The sequence below is a fragment of the Enterobacter sp. BIDMC 29 genome, assembly GCF_019378755.1.
Taxonomy (GTDB): Bacteria; Pseudomonadota; Gammaproteobacteria; order Enterobacterales; family Enterobacteriaceae; genus Enterobacter; species Enterobacter ludwigii.
The window spans coordinates 3,874,165-3,890,448 of sequence record NZ_CP080000.1; the positions used below are offsets into that span (position 1 = coordinate 3,874,165).

11 protein-coding genes are annotated in these 16,284 nt (G+C 57.2%); 5 read left to right on the forward strand and 6 right to left on the reverse strand.

The window, feature by feature from the left end; genetic code table 11:
• Positions 1–156: 156 nt before the first annotated feature.
• The 3 genes from argH to argC all read right to left on the reverse strand — a co-directional run bounded on the left by argH (position 157) and on the right by argC (position 3,396).
• Positions 157–1,530: an argininosuccinate lyase gene (gene argH, locus JTA15_RS17130; protein WP_219372532.1), complete on the reverse strand. Its 1,374-nt coding sequence runs from the start codon at positions 1,528–1,530 to the stop codon at positions 157–159.
• Between the two features lie 78 nt (positions 1,531–1,608).
• Positions 1,609–2,385 (reverse strand): acetylglutamate kinase, encoded by a 777-nt coding sequence (argB, locus tag JTA15_RS17135; RefSeq protein WP_086462987.1) that lies wholly within the window; start codon positions 2,383–2,385, stop codon positions 1,609–1,611.
• A gap of 6 nt (positions 2,386–2,391) precedes the next feature.
• On the reverse strand, positions 2,392–3,396 hold the full coding sequence (gene argC / locus JTA15_RS17140) for an N-acetyl-gamma-glutamyl-phosphate reductase (RefSeq protein WP_020883941.1): 1,005 nt from the start codon (positions 3,394–3,396) through the stop codon (positions 2,392–2,394).
• An 88-nt stretch (positions 3,397–3,484) separates the two neighbouring features.
• Here argC and argE point away from each other — a divergent pair, with 88 nt between their 5' ends.
• The 5 genes from argE to JTA15_RS17165 all read left to right on the forward strand — a co-directional run bounded on the left by argE (position 3,485) and on the right by JTA15_RS17165 (position 10,293).
• Positions 3,485–4,636, forward strand: coding sequence for an acetylornithine deacetylase (argE, locus tag JTA15_RS17145; RefSeq protein WP_020883942.1), 1,152 nt, complete (start codon positions 3,485–3,487; stop codon positions 4,634–4,636).
• A gap of 270 nt (positions 4,637–4,906) precedes the next feature.
• Positions 4,907–7,558, forward strand: a complete 2,652-nt coding sequence (gene ppc / locus JTA15_RS17150; protein ID WP_014172182.1) for a phosphoenolpyruvate carboxylase — start codon at positions 4,907–4,909, stop codon at positions 7,556–7,558.
• A 63-nt stretch (positions 7,559–7,621) separates the two neighbouring features.
• Positions 7,622–8,386 (forward strand): AraC family transcriptional regulator, encoded by a 765-nt coding sequence (locus tag JTA15_RS17155; RefSeq protein ID WP_063215135.1) that lies wholly within the window; start codon positions 7,622–7,624, stop codon positions 8,384–8,386.
• Positions 8,387–8,514: 128 nt separating this feature from the next.
• The gene (fsa, locus tag JTA15_RS17160; protein WP_063215136.1) at positions 8,515–9,177 is read left to right on the forward strand and encodes a fructose-6-phosphate aldolase; all 663 of its coding nucleotides are present in this window, start codon (positions 8,515–8,517) and stop codon (positions 9,175–9,177) included.
• 12 nt (positions 9,178–9,189) lie between these two features.
• A complete protein-coding gene (locus JTA15_RS17165) occupies positions 9,190–10,293 on the forward strand; it encodes a glycerol dehydrogenase (protein ID WP_040018283.1) in 1,104 nt (367 codons plus the stop codon).
• 49 nt (positions 10,294–10,342) lie between these two features.
• Here JTA15_RS17165 and katG read toward each other — a convergent pair whose 3' ends face one another.
• The 3 genes from katG to JTA15_RS17180 form a co-directional block, all read right to left on the reverse strand.
• Positions 10,343–12,523, reverse strand: coding sequence for a catalase/peroxidase HPI (katG, locus tag JTA15_RS17170; protein ID WP_025202761.1), 2,181 nt, complete (start codon positions 12,521–12,523; stop codon positions 10,343–10,345).
• Between the two features lie 209 nt (positions 12,524–12,732).
• A complete protein-coding gene (gene metF, locus JTA15_RS17175; RefSeq protein WP_014172187.1) occupies positions 12,733–13,623 on the reverse strand; it encodes a methylenetetrahydrofolate reductase in 891 nt (296 codons plus the stop codon).
• 226 nt (positions 13,624–13,849) lie between these two features.
• Complete coding sequence (locus JTA15_RS17180; protein WP_020883947.1) at positions 13,850–16,282, reverse strand: bifunctional aspartate kinase/homoserine dehydrogenase II; 2,433 nt, start codon at positions 16,280–16,282, stop codon at positions 13,850–13,852.
• Positions 16,283–16,284: the final 2 nt, after the last annotated feature.

A 16,284-nucleotide genomic window follows, 5' to 3' on the forward strand; every position in this document is an offset into this window, starting at 1 on the left:
AGCCAACGTGAACTTTTGCGGACCCCGTGGTCCGCTTTTTTTTTGCGTAAAAAAGCCCGGGGATAAAAGCAAAATGGCAACCGAAGTTGCCATTTATAGTGTTTACGCCCTCTCCCCGTGGGAGAGGGCCGGGGTGAGGGCACCAGCCCGCACTCATCAAACCAGCCGGTTTTTCGCATCCGCAATCGCCTGCGCGACCTGCTTCGGTGACACGCCGCCTTTCGCTGCACGCTTATCCAGACAAGACTGCAACGCCAGAATCGGATACACATCATCACCGATAACCGCACTGAATTTCTGCAGGTCGGTCAGCGGCAACGCTTCCAGTGCCTTACCCTGACGAATGGCTTCAACCACCGCTTCACCGACAATATGGTGCGCTTCACGGAACGGTACGCCTTTCGCCACCAGGTAATCGGCAAGCTCGGTCGAGTTTGCATAGCCCTGCTGCGCCGCTTCCTGACAACGCGGGCGTTTCACCTGAATGCCATCCAGCACCAGCGCGCCCATATGCAGGCAGTCCAGCCAGGTATCGAGCGCGTCGAACAGCCCTTCTTTGTCTTCCTGCATATCTTTGTTATACGCCAGCGGCAGCCCTTTCAGGGTCATCATCATGCCGGTCAGCGCGCCCTGCACACGGCCACACTTACCGCGGATAAGCTCCAGCGCATCCGGGTTTTTCTTCTGTGGCATCAGGGAGGAGCCTGACGTCACGCGGTCAGACAGCTCAACAAACCCGGCTTCACCGGAGTTGAAGAAAATCAGGTCTTCGGCAAAGCGCGACAGATGCACCATGCCGATAGACGCATTGGAAAGCAGCTCCAGCACGTGATCACGGTCAGAGACGCTGTCCAGGCTGTTACGGGTGGCTGAAGCAAAGCCCAGCCAGCCTGCCAGCTGGTCACGGTCGATTTCATAGGCCGTCCCTGCCAGCGCACCGCTGCCCAGCGGGCTCACGTCCAGACGCTTCAGGGTATCCTGCAGACGGCTTTCATCACGCGCCAGCATCTCAACGTAGGCCAGACACCAGTGCGCAAAGGTTACCGGCTGCGCGCGCTGCAGGTGGGTATAACCCGGCATCACCGCGTCCTGGTTGTTCTGCGCGGTTTCCACCAGCGCACCCTGCAGCTGACGGTTGGCTGCCAGCAGTTCACCAACGGTATCTTTACACCACAATTTCAGATCAGTCGCGACCTGGTCGTTACGGCTACGCCCGGTATGCAGTTTTTTACCCAGCTGGCCGACTTTATCGATGAGTTTCCCTTCCACCCAGCTGTGAATATCTTCCGCATCGCTGGCGAGGATCTGCTGCGGGTCCAGACGCACCTCTTCCAGCAGGTTATTCAGCGCCTCTTCCAGCTGCAGCTGTTCGTCTACGGTCAGGACGCCCACGGTGACCAGCGCTTTGGACCAGGCCACAGAGCCGACGATATCCTGCTCGGCCAGGCGGTAGTCGAAGCGCAAAGAGTCGTTGAACTGTTTGAACCGCTGATCCGCTGCCTGTGTAAAACGCCCACCCCAAAGTGCCATAACATGCTTCCTTAATATCTTTGAATTTCATTGCCCGGCTGCGCTGCGCTGACCGGGCCTGCAGAATCGGTAAATTGCTTACGCCAGAATACGCGTGCCAATCGGCGTGCCGTTAAACAACGCCGGGAGTTGTTCCGCATGGCGCCAGGAGGCGATGTCCACCGGACGTCCAAGCGTACGCGCGGCATCCAGCGCCGCATTGACTTTGACGATCATGCCGTCGGTAATAATGCCCTGCTCGATAAGCTGTTCGGCTTTCGCTGCGGTCATTTCCGCAATACGCTGGCCTTTGCCGTCGAGAATACCGCTTACGTCAGAGAGCAAAATCAGGTCCGCGCCCAGCGTAGCCGCCAGAGCCGTTGCCGCCTGGTCTGCATTGACGTTCATCAGTTCGCCCTCTTCGGTCACCCCGATAGAGCTCACCACCGGCAGGAATCCTCCTTCCAGCAGCATGTTAATCAGCTTAGGCGAACCAGGCTGTGCCAGTCCAACGTGTCCGAGTTCTTCGTCGAGCTGGGTCACTTTTACGCTGTCACCATCACCCAGGCACAGACCGACTGAGGCGATATGGTGTTTCTTCGCCCACGCCAGCAGCGTTTTGTTCGCCGTCCCCGCCAGGGCACCGGTAATAATATCAATCTGGTCAGCAGGCGTGACGCGCAGGCCATTTTTCTTTTTCACCGGCAGGTTGAGCCCTTTCATCAGCTCATCAACCACGCAGCCGCCGCCGTGCACAATCACCAGCGGACGTTGGTGTGATTCGCGATAGTTCACCAGCGCGGTAAAAAGACGCTCCAGCGCTTCTTCGCTGTCCAGCAATACACCACCGAGTTTGATAATTAATGGGTTCATCATCACACCTTAAATAAGAGCCTGGGTTTCCGGGAAACCGAAACGAATATTTGCACACTGCATTGCCTGTGCGGCAGCGCCTTTAAGTAAGTTATCTTCCGCAGCCACCACAATCAGGTGCTCACCCTGCACGGCAAAACCGATGTCGCAGAATGGCAGGCCAACCACGTTTTTCAGCGCCGGCACGCCTTTGTCGTACAGACGCACCAGCGGTTTATCCGCATAGGCCTGCGTAAAGGCTTCGCTCACCTGTTCGTGGGTCACGCCGGGTTTCAGGCGGCAGGTGATGGTTTCGAGGATCCCACGCGGGAAGCTGCCCAGATGCGGCGTGAAGATGACATCCGCACCCAGATGCGTCGTGATTTCAGGGTGATGGCGGTGATTGAACACGCCATACGGCTGAAGGCTCACTTCGCAGAAGCTGTTAGCGATAGCGGCTTTACGCCCCGCGCCGCTGACACCACTGGTGGCGTTGATAACCGGCCACTGGTTCAGATCCAGCAGGTCTGCGTCGATCAGCGGCTTCAGAGAAAGCTGTGCCGCCGTCGGATAACAGCCCGGCACGGCAACCAGATCCGCTTCCTTCAGTTTATCTGTGCTCCACTCCGCCAGGCCGTATACCGCTTTTTCCAGCAGTTCAGGGTGTTGATGGGTGAAACCGTAATATTTTTCGTAGAACGCGCCGTCATTCACACGGAAGGCGCCGGAGAGGTCGAACACCACACAGCCGGCCGCCAGACATTGCGGAACCAGGTCGTGGCTGACTTCGTGCGCGGTAGCTAAAAACACCACGTCGACGCCGTCGGTGAACGCGCGGATGTCAGACATTGGCTGCAGCGGCAGATCAACAATGCCTTTAAGTTGCGGATGCAAATCGGAAATTAACTTTCCTGCATCATTGCTTTGCGCTGACACGGTCAAAGCGGTTATGGTCATATGAGGATGGCGATTCACGTAGCTTACAAGCTCTGCGCCCGCATAACCGCTAGCGCCTACAATCAGCGTATTCAACATCGGGTTCCTTTATGCTCAACGTTAATGTATTTTTATTCACATTTATTGCATGAATATTGATACTATCACGACCTAAGGTGTGTCAACAATGAAAATGAACTTACCGCCATTTATCGAGATTTACCGCGCCCTGATTGCCACACCCTCCATCAGTGCGACCGAAGAAGCGCTGGATCAGAGCAATGAGTCTTTAATCAATCTGCTGGCAGGTTGGTTTAGCGATATTGGGTTTAACGTTGAGGTTCAGCCCGTTCCCGGAACACGCCATAAATTTAACCTGCTCGCCAGTACCGGACAGGGTGCTGGCGGCCTGCTACTGGCCGGTCATACCGATACCGTTCCCTTTGACGATGGCCGCTGGACACGCGATCCGTTCACCCTGACCGAGCATGACAACAAGCTTTACGGTCTGGGCACCGCCGACATGAAAGGCTTTTTTGCTTTTATCCTCGATGCGCTGCGTGACGTGGACGTGACAACGCTGAAGAAACCGCTCTACATTCTGGCCACTGCCGATGAAGAGACCAGCATGGCCGGGGCGCGCTACTTCTCTGAAAACACCTCGATTCGCCCGGATTGCGCCATTATTGGTGAACCAACGTCACTGCAGCCAATCCGCGCCCACAAAGGCCATATCTCCACGGCGGTGCGCGTGCTGGGCCAGTCAGGCCACTCCAGCGATCCGGCGCGCGGCGTCAACGCCATCGAACTGATGCACGACGCCATCGGCCGCATCATGCAGTTGCGCGACTCGCTGAAAGAGCGTTATCACTACGACGCATTCACCGTGCCTTACCCGACGCTGAACCTCGGCAGCCTGCACGGTGGCGATGCATCCAACCGTATCTGCGCCTGCTGCGAACTGCATATGGATATCCGTCCGCTGCCGGGCATGACGCTGAGCGATCTCGACGGCCTGTTGACCGAAGCGCTGGCGCCGGTCAGCGAGCGCTGGCCGGGCCGCCTGACGGTCTCCGAGCTTCATCCGCCGATCCCTGGCTACGAATGTCCGCCGGATCATCAACTGGTTGAAGTCGTGGAAAAGCTGCTCGGCGAGAAAACCGACGTGGTGAACTATTGCACCGAAGCACCGTTTATTCAGACTCTGTGTCCTACGCTGGTGCTTGGCCCGGGTTCCATCAACCAGGCTCACCAGCCGGATGAATATCTGGAAACGCGCTTTATCAAACCGACCCGTGAACTGATTACCCAGGTCGTGCATCACTTCTGCTGGCATTAAAATGCCCCTGAGGGTTCCCTCTCCCGGTGGGAGAGGGTCAGGGTAAGGGCAACAAATCCCGCGATCTTCGTCACATTCCCATAAGCATCTCTTATCTGACGCAAAGCGAATTAAATTTCGTAAATTACCCACATTTATTCGTTTGCTGAACCGTTTTCGCAGCAATTGACGACGGGGGTTTTACGTGGCTTTATAAAAGGAGATGACAAAATATTGTCCAAAAGATTTTCGATTGGGCATAAACAAAAATGATGGGGTGACTGGGTTTTTATGAACGAACAATATTCCGCGTTGCGTAGTAATGTCAGTATGCTCGGCAAAGTGCTTGGAGATACCATCAAAGATGCGTTGGGGGAAAACATCCTCGACCGCGTTGAAACCATCCGCAAGCTGTCAAAATCTTCCCGTGCAGGTAACGAGGCCAGTCGTCAGGAGCTGCTCACCACCTTGCAGAACCTTTCTAACGATGAGCTGCTGCCCGTTGCCCGCGCCTTCAGCCAGTTTCTGAACCTGGCAAACACCGCTGAGCAATACCACAGCATTTCGCCAAATGGCGAAGCTGCCAGCAACCCGGAAGTCATTGCCCGTACGCTTCGTAAACTGAAAGACCAGCCAGACCTCAACGAAGACATCATCAAAAAAGCGGTGGAGTCCCTTTCGCTTGAGCTGGTTCTGACCGCTCACCCAACCGAAATCACTCGCCGCACCCTGATCCACAAAATGGTGGAAGTGAACAACTGCCTCAAGCAGCTGGATAACAAAGACATTGCTGACTACGAGCGCAACCAGCTGATGCGCCGTCTGCGCCAGCTGATTGCCCAGTCCTGGCACACCGATGAAATTCGTAAGCATCGTCCAAGCCCGGTCGACGAAGCCAAATGGGGCTTTGCAGTGGTAGAAAATAGCCTGTGGGAAGGGGTGCCGAACTACCTGCGTGAGCTGAACGAGCAGCTGGAAGCGAATCTGGATTACCGCCTGCCGGTCGATTTTGTGCCGGTGCGCTTCACCTCCTGGATGGGCGGCGACCGTGACGGCAACCCGAACGTCACCGCGGAAATTACCCGCCACGTGCTCCTGTTGAGCCGCTGGAAAGCAACCGACCTGTTCCTGAAAGATATTCAGGTATTGATCTCCGAGCTGTCGATGGTAGAGGCCACGCCGGAACTGCGCGCGCTGGCCGGCGAAGAAGGTGCCAGCGAGCCGTATCGTTTCCTGATGAAAAAACTGCGTGGCCAACTGATGGCGACGCAGGCCTGGCTGGAAGCGCGTCTGAAAGGCCAGCGCCTGCCGAAGCCGGAAGGCCTGCTGAGCCAGAACGAGCAGCTCTGGGAGCCGCTGTATGCCTGCTATAAATCGCTGCAGGCCTGCGGAATGGGCATCATCGCGAATGGCGAACTGCTCGACACCCTGCGTCGCGTGAAGTGTTTCGGCGTGCCGCTGGTGCGTATTGACGTCCGTCAGGAAAGCACCCGTCATACCGAAGCGCTGGGCGAACTGACCCGCTATCTCGGCATCGGCGACTATGAAAGCTGGTCTGAAGCGGACAAACAAGCCTTCCTGATCCGCGAACTGAACTCCAAGCGCCCCTTGCTGCCACGTAACTGGGAGCCAAGCAACGAAACCCGCGAGGTGCTCAACACCTGTAAAGCGATCGTTGATGCGCCGAAAGGATCGGTGGCTGCCTATGTGATCTCCATGGCGAAAACGCCGTCTGACGTGCTGGGCGTTCACCTTCTGCTCAAAGAAGCCGGTATCGACTATGCCCTTCCGGTTGCACCGCTGTTTGAAACCCTTGATGACCTGAACAACGCCAACGACGTCATGACGCAGCTGCTGAACATCGACTGGTACCGCGGCTTTATTCAGGGCAAACAGATGGTGATGATTGGCTATTCCGACTCCGCAAAAGACGCGGGCGTCATGGCGGCATCCTGGGCGCAGTATCAGGCACAGGACGCGTTGATCAAGACCTGTGAAAAAGCAGGCATCGAACTGACGCTGTTCCACGGACGCGGTGGCTCGATTGGCCGTGGTGGTGCGCCAGCGCATGCGGCACTGCTGTCACAACCGCCGGGAAGCCTGAAAGGCGGCCTGCGCGTGACCGAACAGGGCGAGATGATCCGCTTCAAGTACGGCCTGCCGGAAGTGACCATCAGCAGCCTGTCGCTCTACACCAGTGCGATTCTGGAAGCGAACCTGCTGCCACCGCCAGAGCCGAAAGAGTCCTGGTGCCATATCATGGACGAGCTGTCAGATATCTCCTGCGATCTGTACCGCGGCTACGTGCGTGAAAACAAAGATTTTGTGCCTTACTTCCGTTCAGCCACGCCTGAGCAGGAGCTGGGTAAACTGCCGCTGGGTTCACGTCCGGCTAAGCGCCGACCGACCGGTGGTGTAGAGTCTCTGCGTGCCATCCCGTGGATCTTCGCCTGGACCCAGAACCGTCTGATGCTGCCCGCCTGGCTGGGCGCAGGCGCGGCGCTGCAGAAAGTGGTGGAAGATGGCAAACAGAACGAACTGGAAACCATGTGCCGCGACTGGCCATTCTTCTCCACCCGTCTGGGTATGCTGGAGATGGTCTTCTCGAAAGCAGACCTGTGGCTGGCGGAATACTACGATCAGCGTCTGGTGAAGCCTGAGCTGTGGACGCTGGGTAAAGAGCTGCGCGAACTGCTGGAAGACGACATCAAAGTGGTGCTGGACATTGCTAACGACTCGCACCTGATGGCGGATCTGCCGTGGATTGCCGAGTCCATCCAGCTGCGTAATATCTACACCGACCCCCTGAACGTCCTGCAGGCGGAGCTGCTGCACCGTTCACGTCTGGCGGAAGAGGAAGGTAAAGAGCCGGATCCACGCGTCGAACAGGCGTTGATGGTGACGATTGCAGGCGTTGCGGCAGGTATGCGTAACACAGGCTAATCCATTGGCTTCATACAGGCCCGGCAGCGCTAACGCTGCCGGGCGATATCCGGTATTCACGCCATGCACCACGACATCAGCACCCTTCTGACCGACCTCATTAATGGCACCGTAGCGCTACGTGACGTACGGTTTGTCGCCCCGCCCGACCCACACTCCCGCACATCGCCTTGCCTGGTCATTAACCTCGATAATGCCTGCGAAGCGTGGTTTTCTTCCTCTGCAGAGGGGTTACTTCATACCGGTCACGCGCTCAGCATCAGCTTCGGTAAACAGCAGCTGTCGCTTCGTCTTTATCGGGATAACGTGCTTATGCAGCACCAGCAGGTTGCCCGGCGCGGCCCCCGAACCGGAGCGTTTCTCCTGCAAACGCTGGCCGAGCTGCAGATGCAGCCTGATGAACAGGAAACGGCCAGACTGGTGGTACTGAGTATGCTCAGCCATTGTCGCGATCTTCTTGGCAGCGACATTCACACTGACAGCCGCAGTCGCGCTTTGTTTGAAGCCATCCGGCGCTATCTCGATGAACATCACGCCTCACCGCTGACCCGCGATTCCGTGGCGCAGGCGTTTTATATTTCACCCAACTACCTTTCACATCTGTTTCAGAAGACCGGGAACGTGGGGTTCAATGAATACCTGACCCAAACGCGTCTGGAACACGCGCGCCAGTTGCTCAAGGGTTATGACCTAAAAATCAAAGATATTGCCGCCCGCTGCGGCTTTACAGACAGCAACTACTTCTGTCGCCTCTTTCGTAAACATACCGAACGCTCCCCTTCCGAGTACCGCCGCCAGTATCACAGCCAGCTGACTGCCAAAAACTAGCATTGTGATCGCCCTCTCACTTCACTAAGCACATTACATTTGTCCAGTATTTGGCAAAATTGACCTGTATCCCCGGCCTGCAGCCCCACCTTATCCTTAGGTTAACCTTTCTGACTTAAGGAAAAATAATGGAACTGTATCTGGATACCGCCAACGTGGCAGAGGTTGAGCGCCTGGCGCGCATTTTTCCGATTGCCGGCGTCACCACCAACCCGAGCATTGTAGCCGCCAACGGCGAAACCCTCTGGAACGTACTGCCTCGTCTGCAAAACGCCATCGGGCCCCAGGGTACGCTGTTTGCCCAGACCATGAGCCGTGAAGCCGAAGGGATGGTGGCAGAAGCCAAACGCCTGAGTAACGCCATTCCTGGCATCGTGGTGAAAATCCCGGTGACCGCACAGGGCCTTATGGCGATAAAAATGCTGAAAAAAGAGGGCATAACTACGTTGGGCACGGCCGTTTACAGCGCCGCCCAGGGTTTACTGGCCGCGCTGGCGGGAGCGAAATATGTCGCACCGTATGTTAACCGCGTCGACGCTCAGGGCGGGGACGGCATTCGTATGGTACAGGAGCTGCAATCCCTGCTCGAACGGCACGCCCCAGAAAGCAGCGTGCTGGCCGCCAGCTTCAAAACACCACGTCAGGCGCTGGACTGCCTGCTCGCCGGATGTGAAGCAATCACGCTTCCTTTAGATGTAGCGCAACAAATGCTCGGCACCCCGGCGGTAGAGTCAGCCATAGAGAAGTTTGAGCACGACTGGAAAAACGCGTTTGGTAACCTCAATCTCTAAGGGAGATCTGTTATGGACCGTATCATTCAATCGCCGGGGAAATATATCCAGGGCGCTGATGTTCTCACCCGTCTCGGCGACTATCTGAAACCACTGGCAACACGCTGGTTGGTTGTGGGCGATAAGTTTGTGCTGGGTTTTGCACAAGAGACCTTACTTGAGAGTTTCAAAAAAGCGGGAATTCATGCTGAAATCGCGCCCTTCGGTGGCGAATGTTCGCAAAACGAAATCGATCGCCTGAAAAAACGGGCCGACGGCGCCGACTGTATGGCGGTGCTCGGTATCGGCGGCGGGAAAACGCTGGATACCGCCAAAGCGCTGGCGCATTTTATGGACGTGCCCGTTGCCATCGCCCCGACTATCGCCTCCACCGACGCCCCGTGCAGCGCCCTTTCCGTCATTTATACCGACAGCGGTGAATTCGATCGCTACCTGATGCTGCCGCATAACCCGAACATGGTGATTGTCGACACCCGGGTGGTGGCTGGCGCTCCGCCGCGTCTGCTGGCCGCCGGGATAGGCGATGCCCTTGCCACCTGGTTTGAAGCGCGCGCCTGTTCCCGTAGCGGCGCAATCACGATGGCGGGCGGAAAATGTACCCAGGCTGCGCTAGCCCTCGCCGAGCTGTGCTACAACACGTTAATTGAAGAGGGTGAGAAAGCGATGCTCGCGGCCGGGCAGCACGTGGTCACACCGGCGCTGGAGCGCATCATTGAAGCCAATACCTATCTGAGCGGCGTTGGATTTGAAAGCGGTGGACTGGCGGCCGCGCACGCCATTCATAACGGAATGACCGCCGTGCCGGAGGCACATTCGTTCTATCACGGTGAAAAAGTGGCGTTTGGGACGCTGACGCAACTGGTGCTGGAAAATGCCCCGGTAGAGGAAATTGAAACCGTCGCGGCGCTGTGTCACAGCGTAGGTTTGCCCATCACGCTGGCACAACTGAACATTAAAGAGGATATTCCGCTTAAAATGCGGCTGATTGCCGAGGCAGCCTGCGCAGAGGGTGAAACCATTCACAACATGCCAGGCGGGGTATCACCGGATCAGGTTTACGCGGCGCTGCTGGTGGCCGATCAGTACGGGCAACAGTTCCTGCGGGAGTGGGCATAACCGGTATGGCCGGATAATAAAAAAATCCCCGCCGAAGCGGGGATTGTATTTACTGCAGATCAAACCGATCCAAATCCATCACCTTCGCCCAAGCGGCAACAAAGTCGCGGACGAATTTCTCATGGGCGTCGCTGCTGGCGTAAACCTCGGCCAGCGCGCGCAGCACGGCGTTCGAACCGAATACCAGATCGGCACGCGTGGCGGTGTATTTCACTTCACCGCTGGCGCGATCGCTGCCGGCAAACAGCTCGTTTGATTCATCGGTCGCTTTCCATTGGGTATTCATGTCCAGCAGGTTCACGAAGAAATCGTTACTCAGCACGCCTTCACGATGGGTGAACACGCCGTTCTGACTGCCATCGAAGTTCGCCCCCAGTACGCGCAGACCGCCAATCAGCACCGTCAGTTCTGGTGCAGTGAGCGTCAGCTGCTGGGCCTTATCAATCAACAGAGACTCGGTAGTGGAGGCATCAACCTGTGCACGGTAGTTACGGAAGCCATCGGCAATCGGTTCGAGCAGGTTAAACATCTCGATATCCGTCTGATCCTGGCGCGCATCAACGCGGCCCGGCGTGAACGGTACATTGACGTAAACGCCGGCCTCTTTCGCCGCCTGTTCAACACCCACCACACCTGCCAGCACGATGATATCGGCCAGTGACGCTTTGTTGGTGGTACGCTGAATAGCTTCCAGGGCGGGTAACGCGCGAACCGCTGCGGCGTTAACTTCCCAGTCGCGCTGGGGTGCCAGTGCCAGACGCGCACCGTTGGCGCCGCCACGCTTATCGCCACCGCGGAAGGTCGATGCAGACGCCCAGGCAACGGAAACCAGGTCGCTCACGGACAGACCCGAGGCAATGATTTCCGCCTTCAGACTCTCGATGTCCTCTTTGGTCGGATTGAACACCGCCTGCGGCAGTGGATCCTGCCAGATGAGATCTTCTTTCGGCACTTCCGGACCAATGTAACGCGCTTTTGGCCCCATATCACGGTGGGTCAGCTTGAACCACGCGCGCGCAAAGGCTTCGTTAAAGGCCTGCGGATCGTTCAGGAAGCGGCGGGAGATTTTCTCGAACTCGGGGTCAAAACGCAGCGTCAGATCGGTGACCAGCATCGTCGGTTTGCGCTTTTTCGACGGGTCGAACGGATCAGGCATAATGTCTGGTGCATCCACCGCTTCGAACTGAATCGCACCCGCCGGGCTGCGGGTCTGCACCCACTCGTATTTGAACAGATTCTCGAAGAAGTAGTTACTCCACTGGGTCGGCGTTTGTGACCAGATGACTTCCAGCCCGGAGGTGATCGCATCTGCGCCAACGCCGGTACCGTGCGTACTGGTCCAGCCCAGACCCTGCGCTTCAATTGGCGCGGCTTCCGGGTCGGCGCCGACATGGGTCGCTTCACCTGCACCGTGGGTTTTACCGAGGGTATGACCGCCTGCAATCAACGCAACGGTCTCTTCGTCGTTCATCCCCATGTTGCCAAAGGTGGCACGGATCGCCGCGGCCGCTGACAGTGGTTCACCGCTGGCGTTTGGCCCTTCCGGGTTAACGTAAATCAGCCCCATTTCGGTGGCTGCCAGTGGGCGCTTCGCCAGTGCTTCCGGGTCACGGTGGGTGAGCCAGGCTTTTTCATCACCCCAGTTCACGTCCATATCCGGTTCCCAGACATCTTCACGCCCGGCCCCAAAACCAAAGGTACGGAAGCCAGAGTTCTCCAGCGCCACGTTACCGGCAAGGATGAAGAGGTCAGCCCAGGAAATTTTTTGACCGTATTTTTGCTTGATAGGCCACAGGAGACGGCGCGCTTTATCCAGGCTTACGTTATCTGGCCAGGAGTTCAGGGGGGCAAAGCGCTGTTGACCGCGCCCTGCGCCACCGCGACCGTCAACGGAGCGATAGGTACCTGCGCCGTGCCAGGCCATACGGATAAACAGGCCCGCATAGCTGCCCCAGTCGGCTGGCCACCACGGCTGAGAGTCGGTCAGAAGTGCTTTGAGATCGCCCTTGAGTGCGGAGTAATCGAGTTTGCTGAATTCTTTGCGGTAGTCAAAGTCTTCACCCAGAGGGTTAGAACGGTTGGAATGTTGATTAAGAAGATCGACGCGGAGTTGTTTTGGCCACCAGTCGCGGCTGCCTGTGCCTGCCCCCGCGCTGTGATCGACGCTGCCCTGATGGAACGGGCACTTGCCGATTGATGCCGCATTATTGCTGTCGTCTGACGTGCTCATCTCTATGCTCCCTTTTACAGTGTTACCGTTACGATATACGCCCTTGTTGATAAGGTATAGTTGAGATAACCCACAGATTCGATAGTTAATTCCGTTTAATTTCCCATTGAAAGTATGTGCGTTCTGTACGTCAAAGGCAGCATTGCTGATATGGCGGGGAAATAAAACCCTTATAAATCAAAAAACCCTCCGAAGAGGGCTTCTATTTGTTATGCGCCAGGCCGTACACCCAGCGTATGGCAAATGGCGTAACTCATTTCCGCGCGGTTGAGCGTATAGAAGTGGAAATCCTTCACTCCTTCACGACTCAAGATCTTCACCATGTCCATCGCGATGTTTGCGCCCACCAGCTTGCGTGTTTCCGGATCATCGTCCAGCCCTTCGTACATTTTAGACATCCAGTGCGGAATGCGCACATTGGTCATATCGGCAAATTTCTTCGCCTGTTTGAAGTTAGAGACCGGCAAAATTCCCGGGATAATTTCGACGTCGATGCCCGCGGACACACAGCGGTCACGAAAGCGCAGGTAGCTTTCCACATCAAAGAAGAACTGCGTAATGGCGCGGTTCGCACCGGCGTCCACTTTACGCTTCAGGTTAAGCAGATCCGCCTGGGCGCTTTTCGCTTCCGGGTGAACTTCAGGATAAGCAGCAACGGAAATGTCGAAGTCTGCGACCTCTTTCAGCAGCGCGACCAGATCGGTGGCGTACATGTCCGGTTTACCGCTCCCCGGCGGCAGGTCACCGCGCAGGGCGACGATATGGCGAATACCGTTGTTCCAGTAGTCCTGGGCAATGGCACGCAGCTCATCGCGCGTCGCGTCGATACAGGTCAGGTGCGGAGCCGCTTCCAGACCCGTACGGTCCTTAATGCCTTTAATGATGCTGTGCGTACGGTCACGCTCACCGGAGTTGGCACCGTAGGTGACGGAGACAAACTTCGGTTTCAGGCTGCTCAGGCGATCGATAGAGCTCCAGAGGGTTTGCTCCATTTCACTGGTGCGCGGCGGGAAAAATTCAAAAGAGACGTTAATCTGACCATTTACTTCGGCCAGGCTCTGATTCAGGGCTTCCCGCTGGTTGGCGTGAAAAAAGCTCATACCTTACCTCATCAATCGCGTGTCATTGTGTGTTGTGTTTCGAACTTCTATACGTTTAGACGTCCAGATGTAAAAATGACGGAAAAGCGGAGGGACGTCAACAGAAATAATCGCCAGGAATGGTGAGGAATGCTCAGGGAAGATGAAGGGAGTTCATGATGGCGGGTGAGTGCGGTCTGATGCCCTCACCCTGTCCCTCTCCCACCGGGAGAGGGAACAAGAAAGATTACAGCAGTTTAGCCAGACGGTTGATGTCGGACTGGATAGCCCCGGCGGTCACATCGCGCCCCGCACCCGGGCCACGGATCACCAGTGGGTTATCACGGTACCAGCGGCTTTCAATGGCGAAAACATTATCGCACGGCAGCAGTGCCGCCAGCGGATGTTCAGGACGAACCGCCTCGACACCCACACGTGCTTTTCCGTTCGCTTCGAAACGCGCCACGTAGCGCAGCACCAGCCCCATCTCGTTTGCCGCTTCCAGACGTTGCACCATCTGCTCGTTCAGCTCTTCGCCGTTCTCGAAGAAATGGTCGACAGAGTCGTCCTCGCAGCCAGCAGGCACCAGCGACTCAACGCGGACGGCATCAGGTTCGATGTCATACCCGGCTTCGCGCGCCAGGATCACCAGCTTACGCATAACGTCTTTACCGGAGAGGTCAACGCGTGGGTCAGGCTCCGTTAAGCCCTGCTGCCATGCCTGATCCACCAGGTCAGTGAACGGCACGGTGCCATCAAACTGCAGGAACAGCCAGGAGAGCGTACCTGAGAAGATGCCACTCAGCGCCAGAATGCTGTCGCCGCTTTCAATCAAATCACGCACGGTATGGTTAACCGGCAAGCCAGCGCCCACCGTGGCGTTATACAGCCAGTGACGGCCTGTCTTTTCAAACGCGTCGTGGATTTGACGGTACTTGTCCGTGCTGCTCGCCCCCGCCAGCTTATTGGCGCTAATAACATGGAAACCGTGGCTGGCGAAATCAAGATACTGATCGGCAAGCTGTTCACTGGCGGTCACGTCCAGCACCACCAGATCGTCATACGGGTGCGCGCGCATCCAGAGGAACAGCGACTCTTCGTCCTGTTCAACCGCTTCATCGTTAAAGAAGGCCAGCGCCCGGCTGGCATCCAGCCCTTCGTAGTTCAGCAGGCTGCGGCGGCTGTCCACCACGCCCGCGAGAATAAATTCAAACCCCGTACGCGCTGAGAGAGTCACCTGCTCGCGAGCGAACAGCTCCAGCCAGCGTGAGCCGATGTTTCCTTTGCCAAACAGCACCAGTCCAATGCGTTTCTCCGCACGGAACAGAGAGGTATGCAGCCCCTGAATCAGACTCTCGGTAGGTCCTTTACGCAGTACGGCCACAAGGCTAATGCCCTCTTCCGACTGCCAGGTGAATTCAACCGGCTGGCCTTTCAGCTGCTGCCAGAAACGATGGCAGTGCAGCGGGTTGCGGGTAACGCCCGCCCCCACCATCGCCACCAGCGCCAGACCCTGACGCAGGCGAAGCTCGCCCGGCAGGCCCGCTTCATCAAGAATTTTCAGGGCGCTGTCCGCCACTTCAGCGGTGTAGCAGAACTGCAGCAGCTGGCGATCGTTATGCACGCCAACGGCGAGCGGACGCACCTGGGCGCGTTTGAGGATCAGGTCGATGTCTTTGTGTGCCAGTTTGAAATCCTGGCCCGCCGGGACCTGGAACTCAATCAGGCAGATGTCGTCATGGCTGGTCACAATTCGCGCCCCCGTACCGGACGCCAGGACGCGTTCGATACGGGTAGAGCCTTGATCCGGGGTGTAACTACAGCGCAGTTGCAGGTCGATGTCGCTCCCGGAAACCGGCTGTAGCGTACGCGCATGCAGAACCGGTGCCGCCAGGCGTGCCAGCTCGCTGGCCTCGTCCAGACGCAGCAGCGGCAGCAGGCAGGCATCTTTCACTTTACGCGGGTCAGCACTGTAGACACCGGCCACGTCGCTCCAGATGGTGACGCGGGAAACGCCTGCCAGCGCACCAATTTGCGTCGCTGAGTAGTCAGAGCCGTTACGTCCCAGCAGCACGGTTTCACCGGCACTGCTGCGGCTGATAAAGCCGGTCACCACAATACGTTTGCCCGGATGCTGAACCAGCAGCTGTTGCAGCAGCGGATATGACAAGCCTTCATCCACCTGTGGCTGAGCGGCGCGTTCGGCGCGCAGGAAGTCACGCGCGTCAAGCCAGGCCGCATCCACGCCCAGGTGTTGCAGCACGGCCGCCATCAGGCGTGCAGACCACACTTCACCGTGGCCGACCACCTCGGCATACACCGCGTCGGTAATACCGCTGTCCAGCAGGGCAGCCAGACGCTCAAGGTCATGCGTAAAGGCGCTAATCAATCCGTCCGCGACGTCCGCAGGCAGTAAGCCGGCAATCAGCTCACTCTGGTAACGACGTAAGGACTGTTGCACCTGATGCGCAGAGAGGCGATCGGTCTGACTCAGTTTGAGCCAGCTAATCAACTGGTTGGTGGTGCTGCCAGCCGCGGAGACAACCATCATGTCCCCCGGCTGCGAATACTCTGTCATGATCCCTGCGACACGCAGGTAACACTTCACATCAGCAAGACTACTACCACCAAACTTGTGCAGTTGACGACCCTTCGCCCCTGCCTGCGCTATCACACTCATGA

Bases quoted from the DNA above. Each gene is read 5' to 3' on its own strand.
- fsa (WP_063215136.1), top strand. From the start codon at position 8,515: ATGGAACTGTATCTGGATACCGCCAACGTGGCAGAGGTTGAGCGCCTG.
- argE (WP_020883942.1), top strand. From the start codon at position 3,485: ATGAAAATGAACTTACCGCCATTTATCGAGATTTACCGCGCCCTGATT.
- metF (WP_014172187.1), bottom strand. From the start codon at position 13,623: ATGAGCTTTTTTCACGCCAACCAGCGGGAAGCCCTGAATCAGAGCCTG.
- ppc (WP_014172182.1), top strand. From the start codon at position 4,907: ATGAACGAACAATATTCCGCGTTGCGTAGTAATGTCAGTATGCTCGGC.
- JTA15_RS17155 (WP_063215135.1), top strand. From the start codon at position 7,622: ATGCACCACGACATCAGCACCCTTCTGACCGACCTCATTAATGGCACC.
- JTA15_RS17165 (WP_040018283.1), top strand. From the start codon at position 9,190: ATGGACCGTATCATTCAATCGCCGGGGAAATATATCCAGGGCGCTGAT.
- argC (WP_020883941.1), bottom strand. From the start codon at position 3,396: ATGTTGAATACGCTGATTGTAGGCGCTAGCGGTTATGCGGGCGCAGAG.
- JTA15_RS17180 (WP_020883947.1), bottom strand. From the start codon at position 16,282: ATGAGTGTGATAGCGCAGGCAGGGGCGAAGGGTCGTCAACTGCACAAG.
- argH (WP_219372532.1), bottom strand. From the start codon at position 1,530: ATGGCACTTTGGGGTGGGCGTTTTACACAGGCAGCGGATCAGCGGTTC.
- katG (WP_025202761.1), bottom strand. From the start codon at position 12,523: ATGAGCACGTCAGACGACAGCAATAATGCGGCATCAATCGGCAAGTGC.
- argB (WP_086462987.1), bottom strand. From the start codon at position 2,385: ATGATGAACCCATTAATTATCAAACTCGGTGGTGTATTGCTGGACAGC.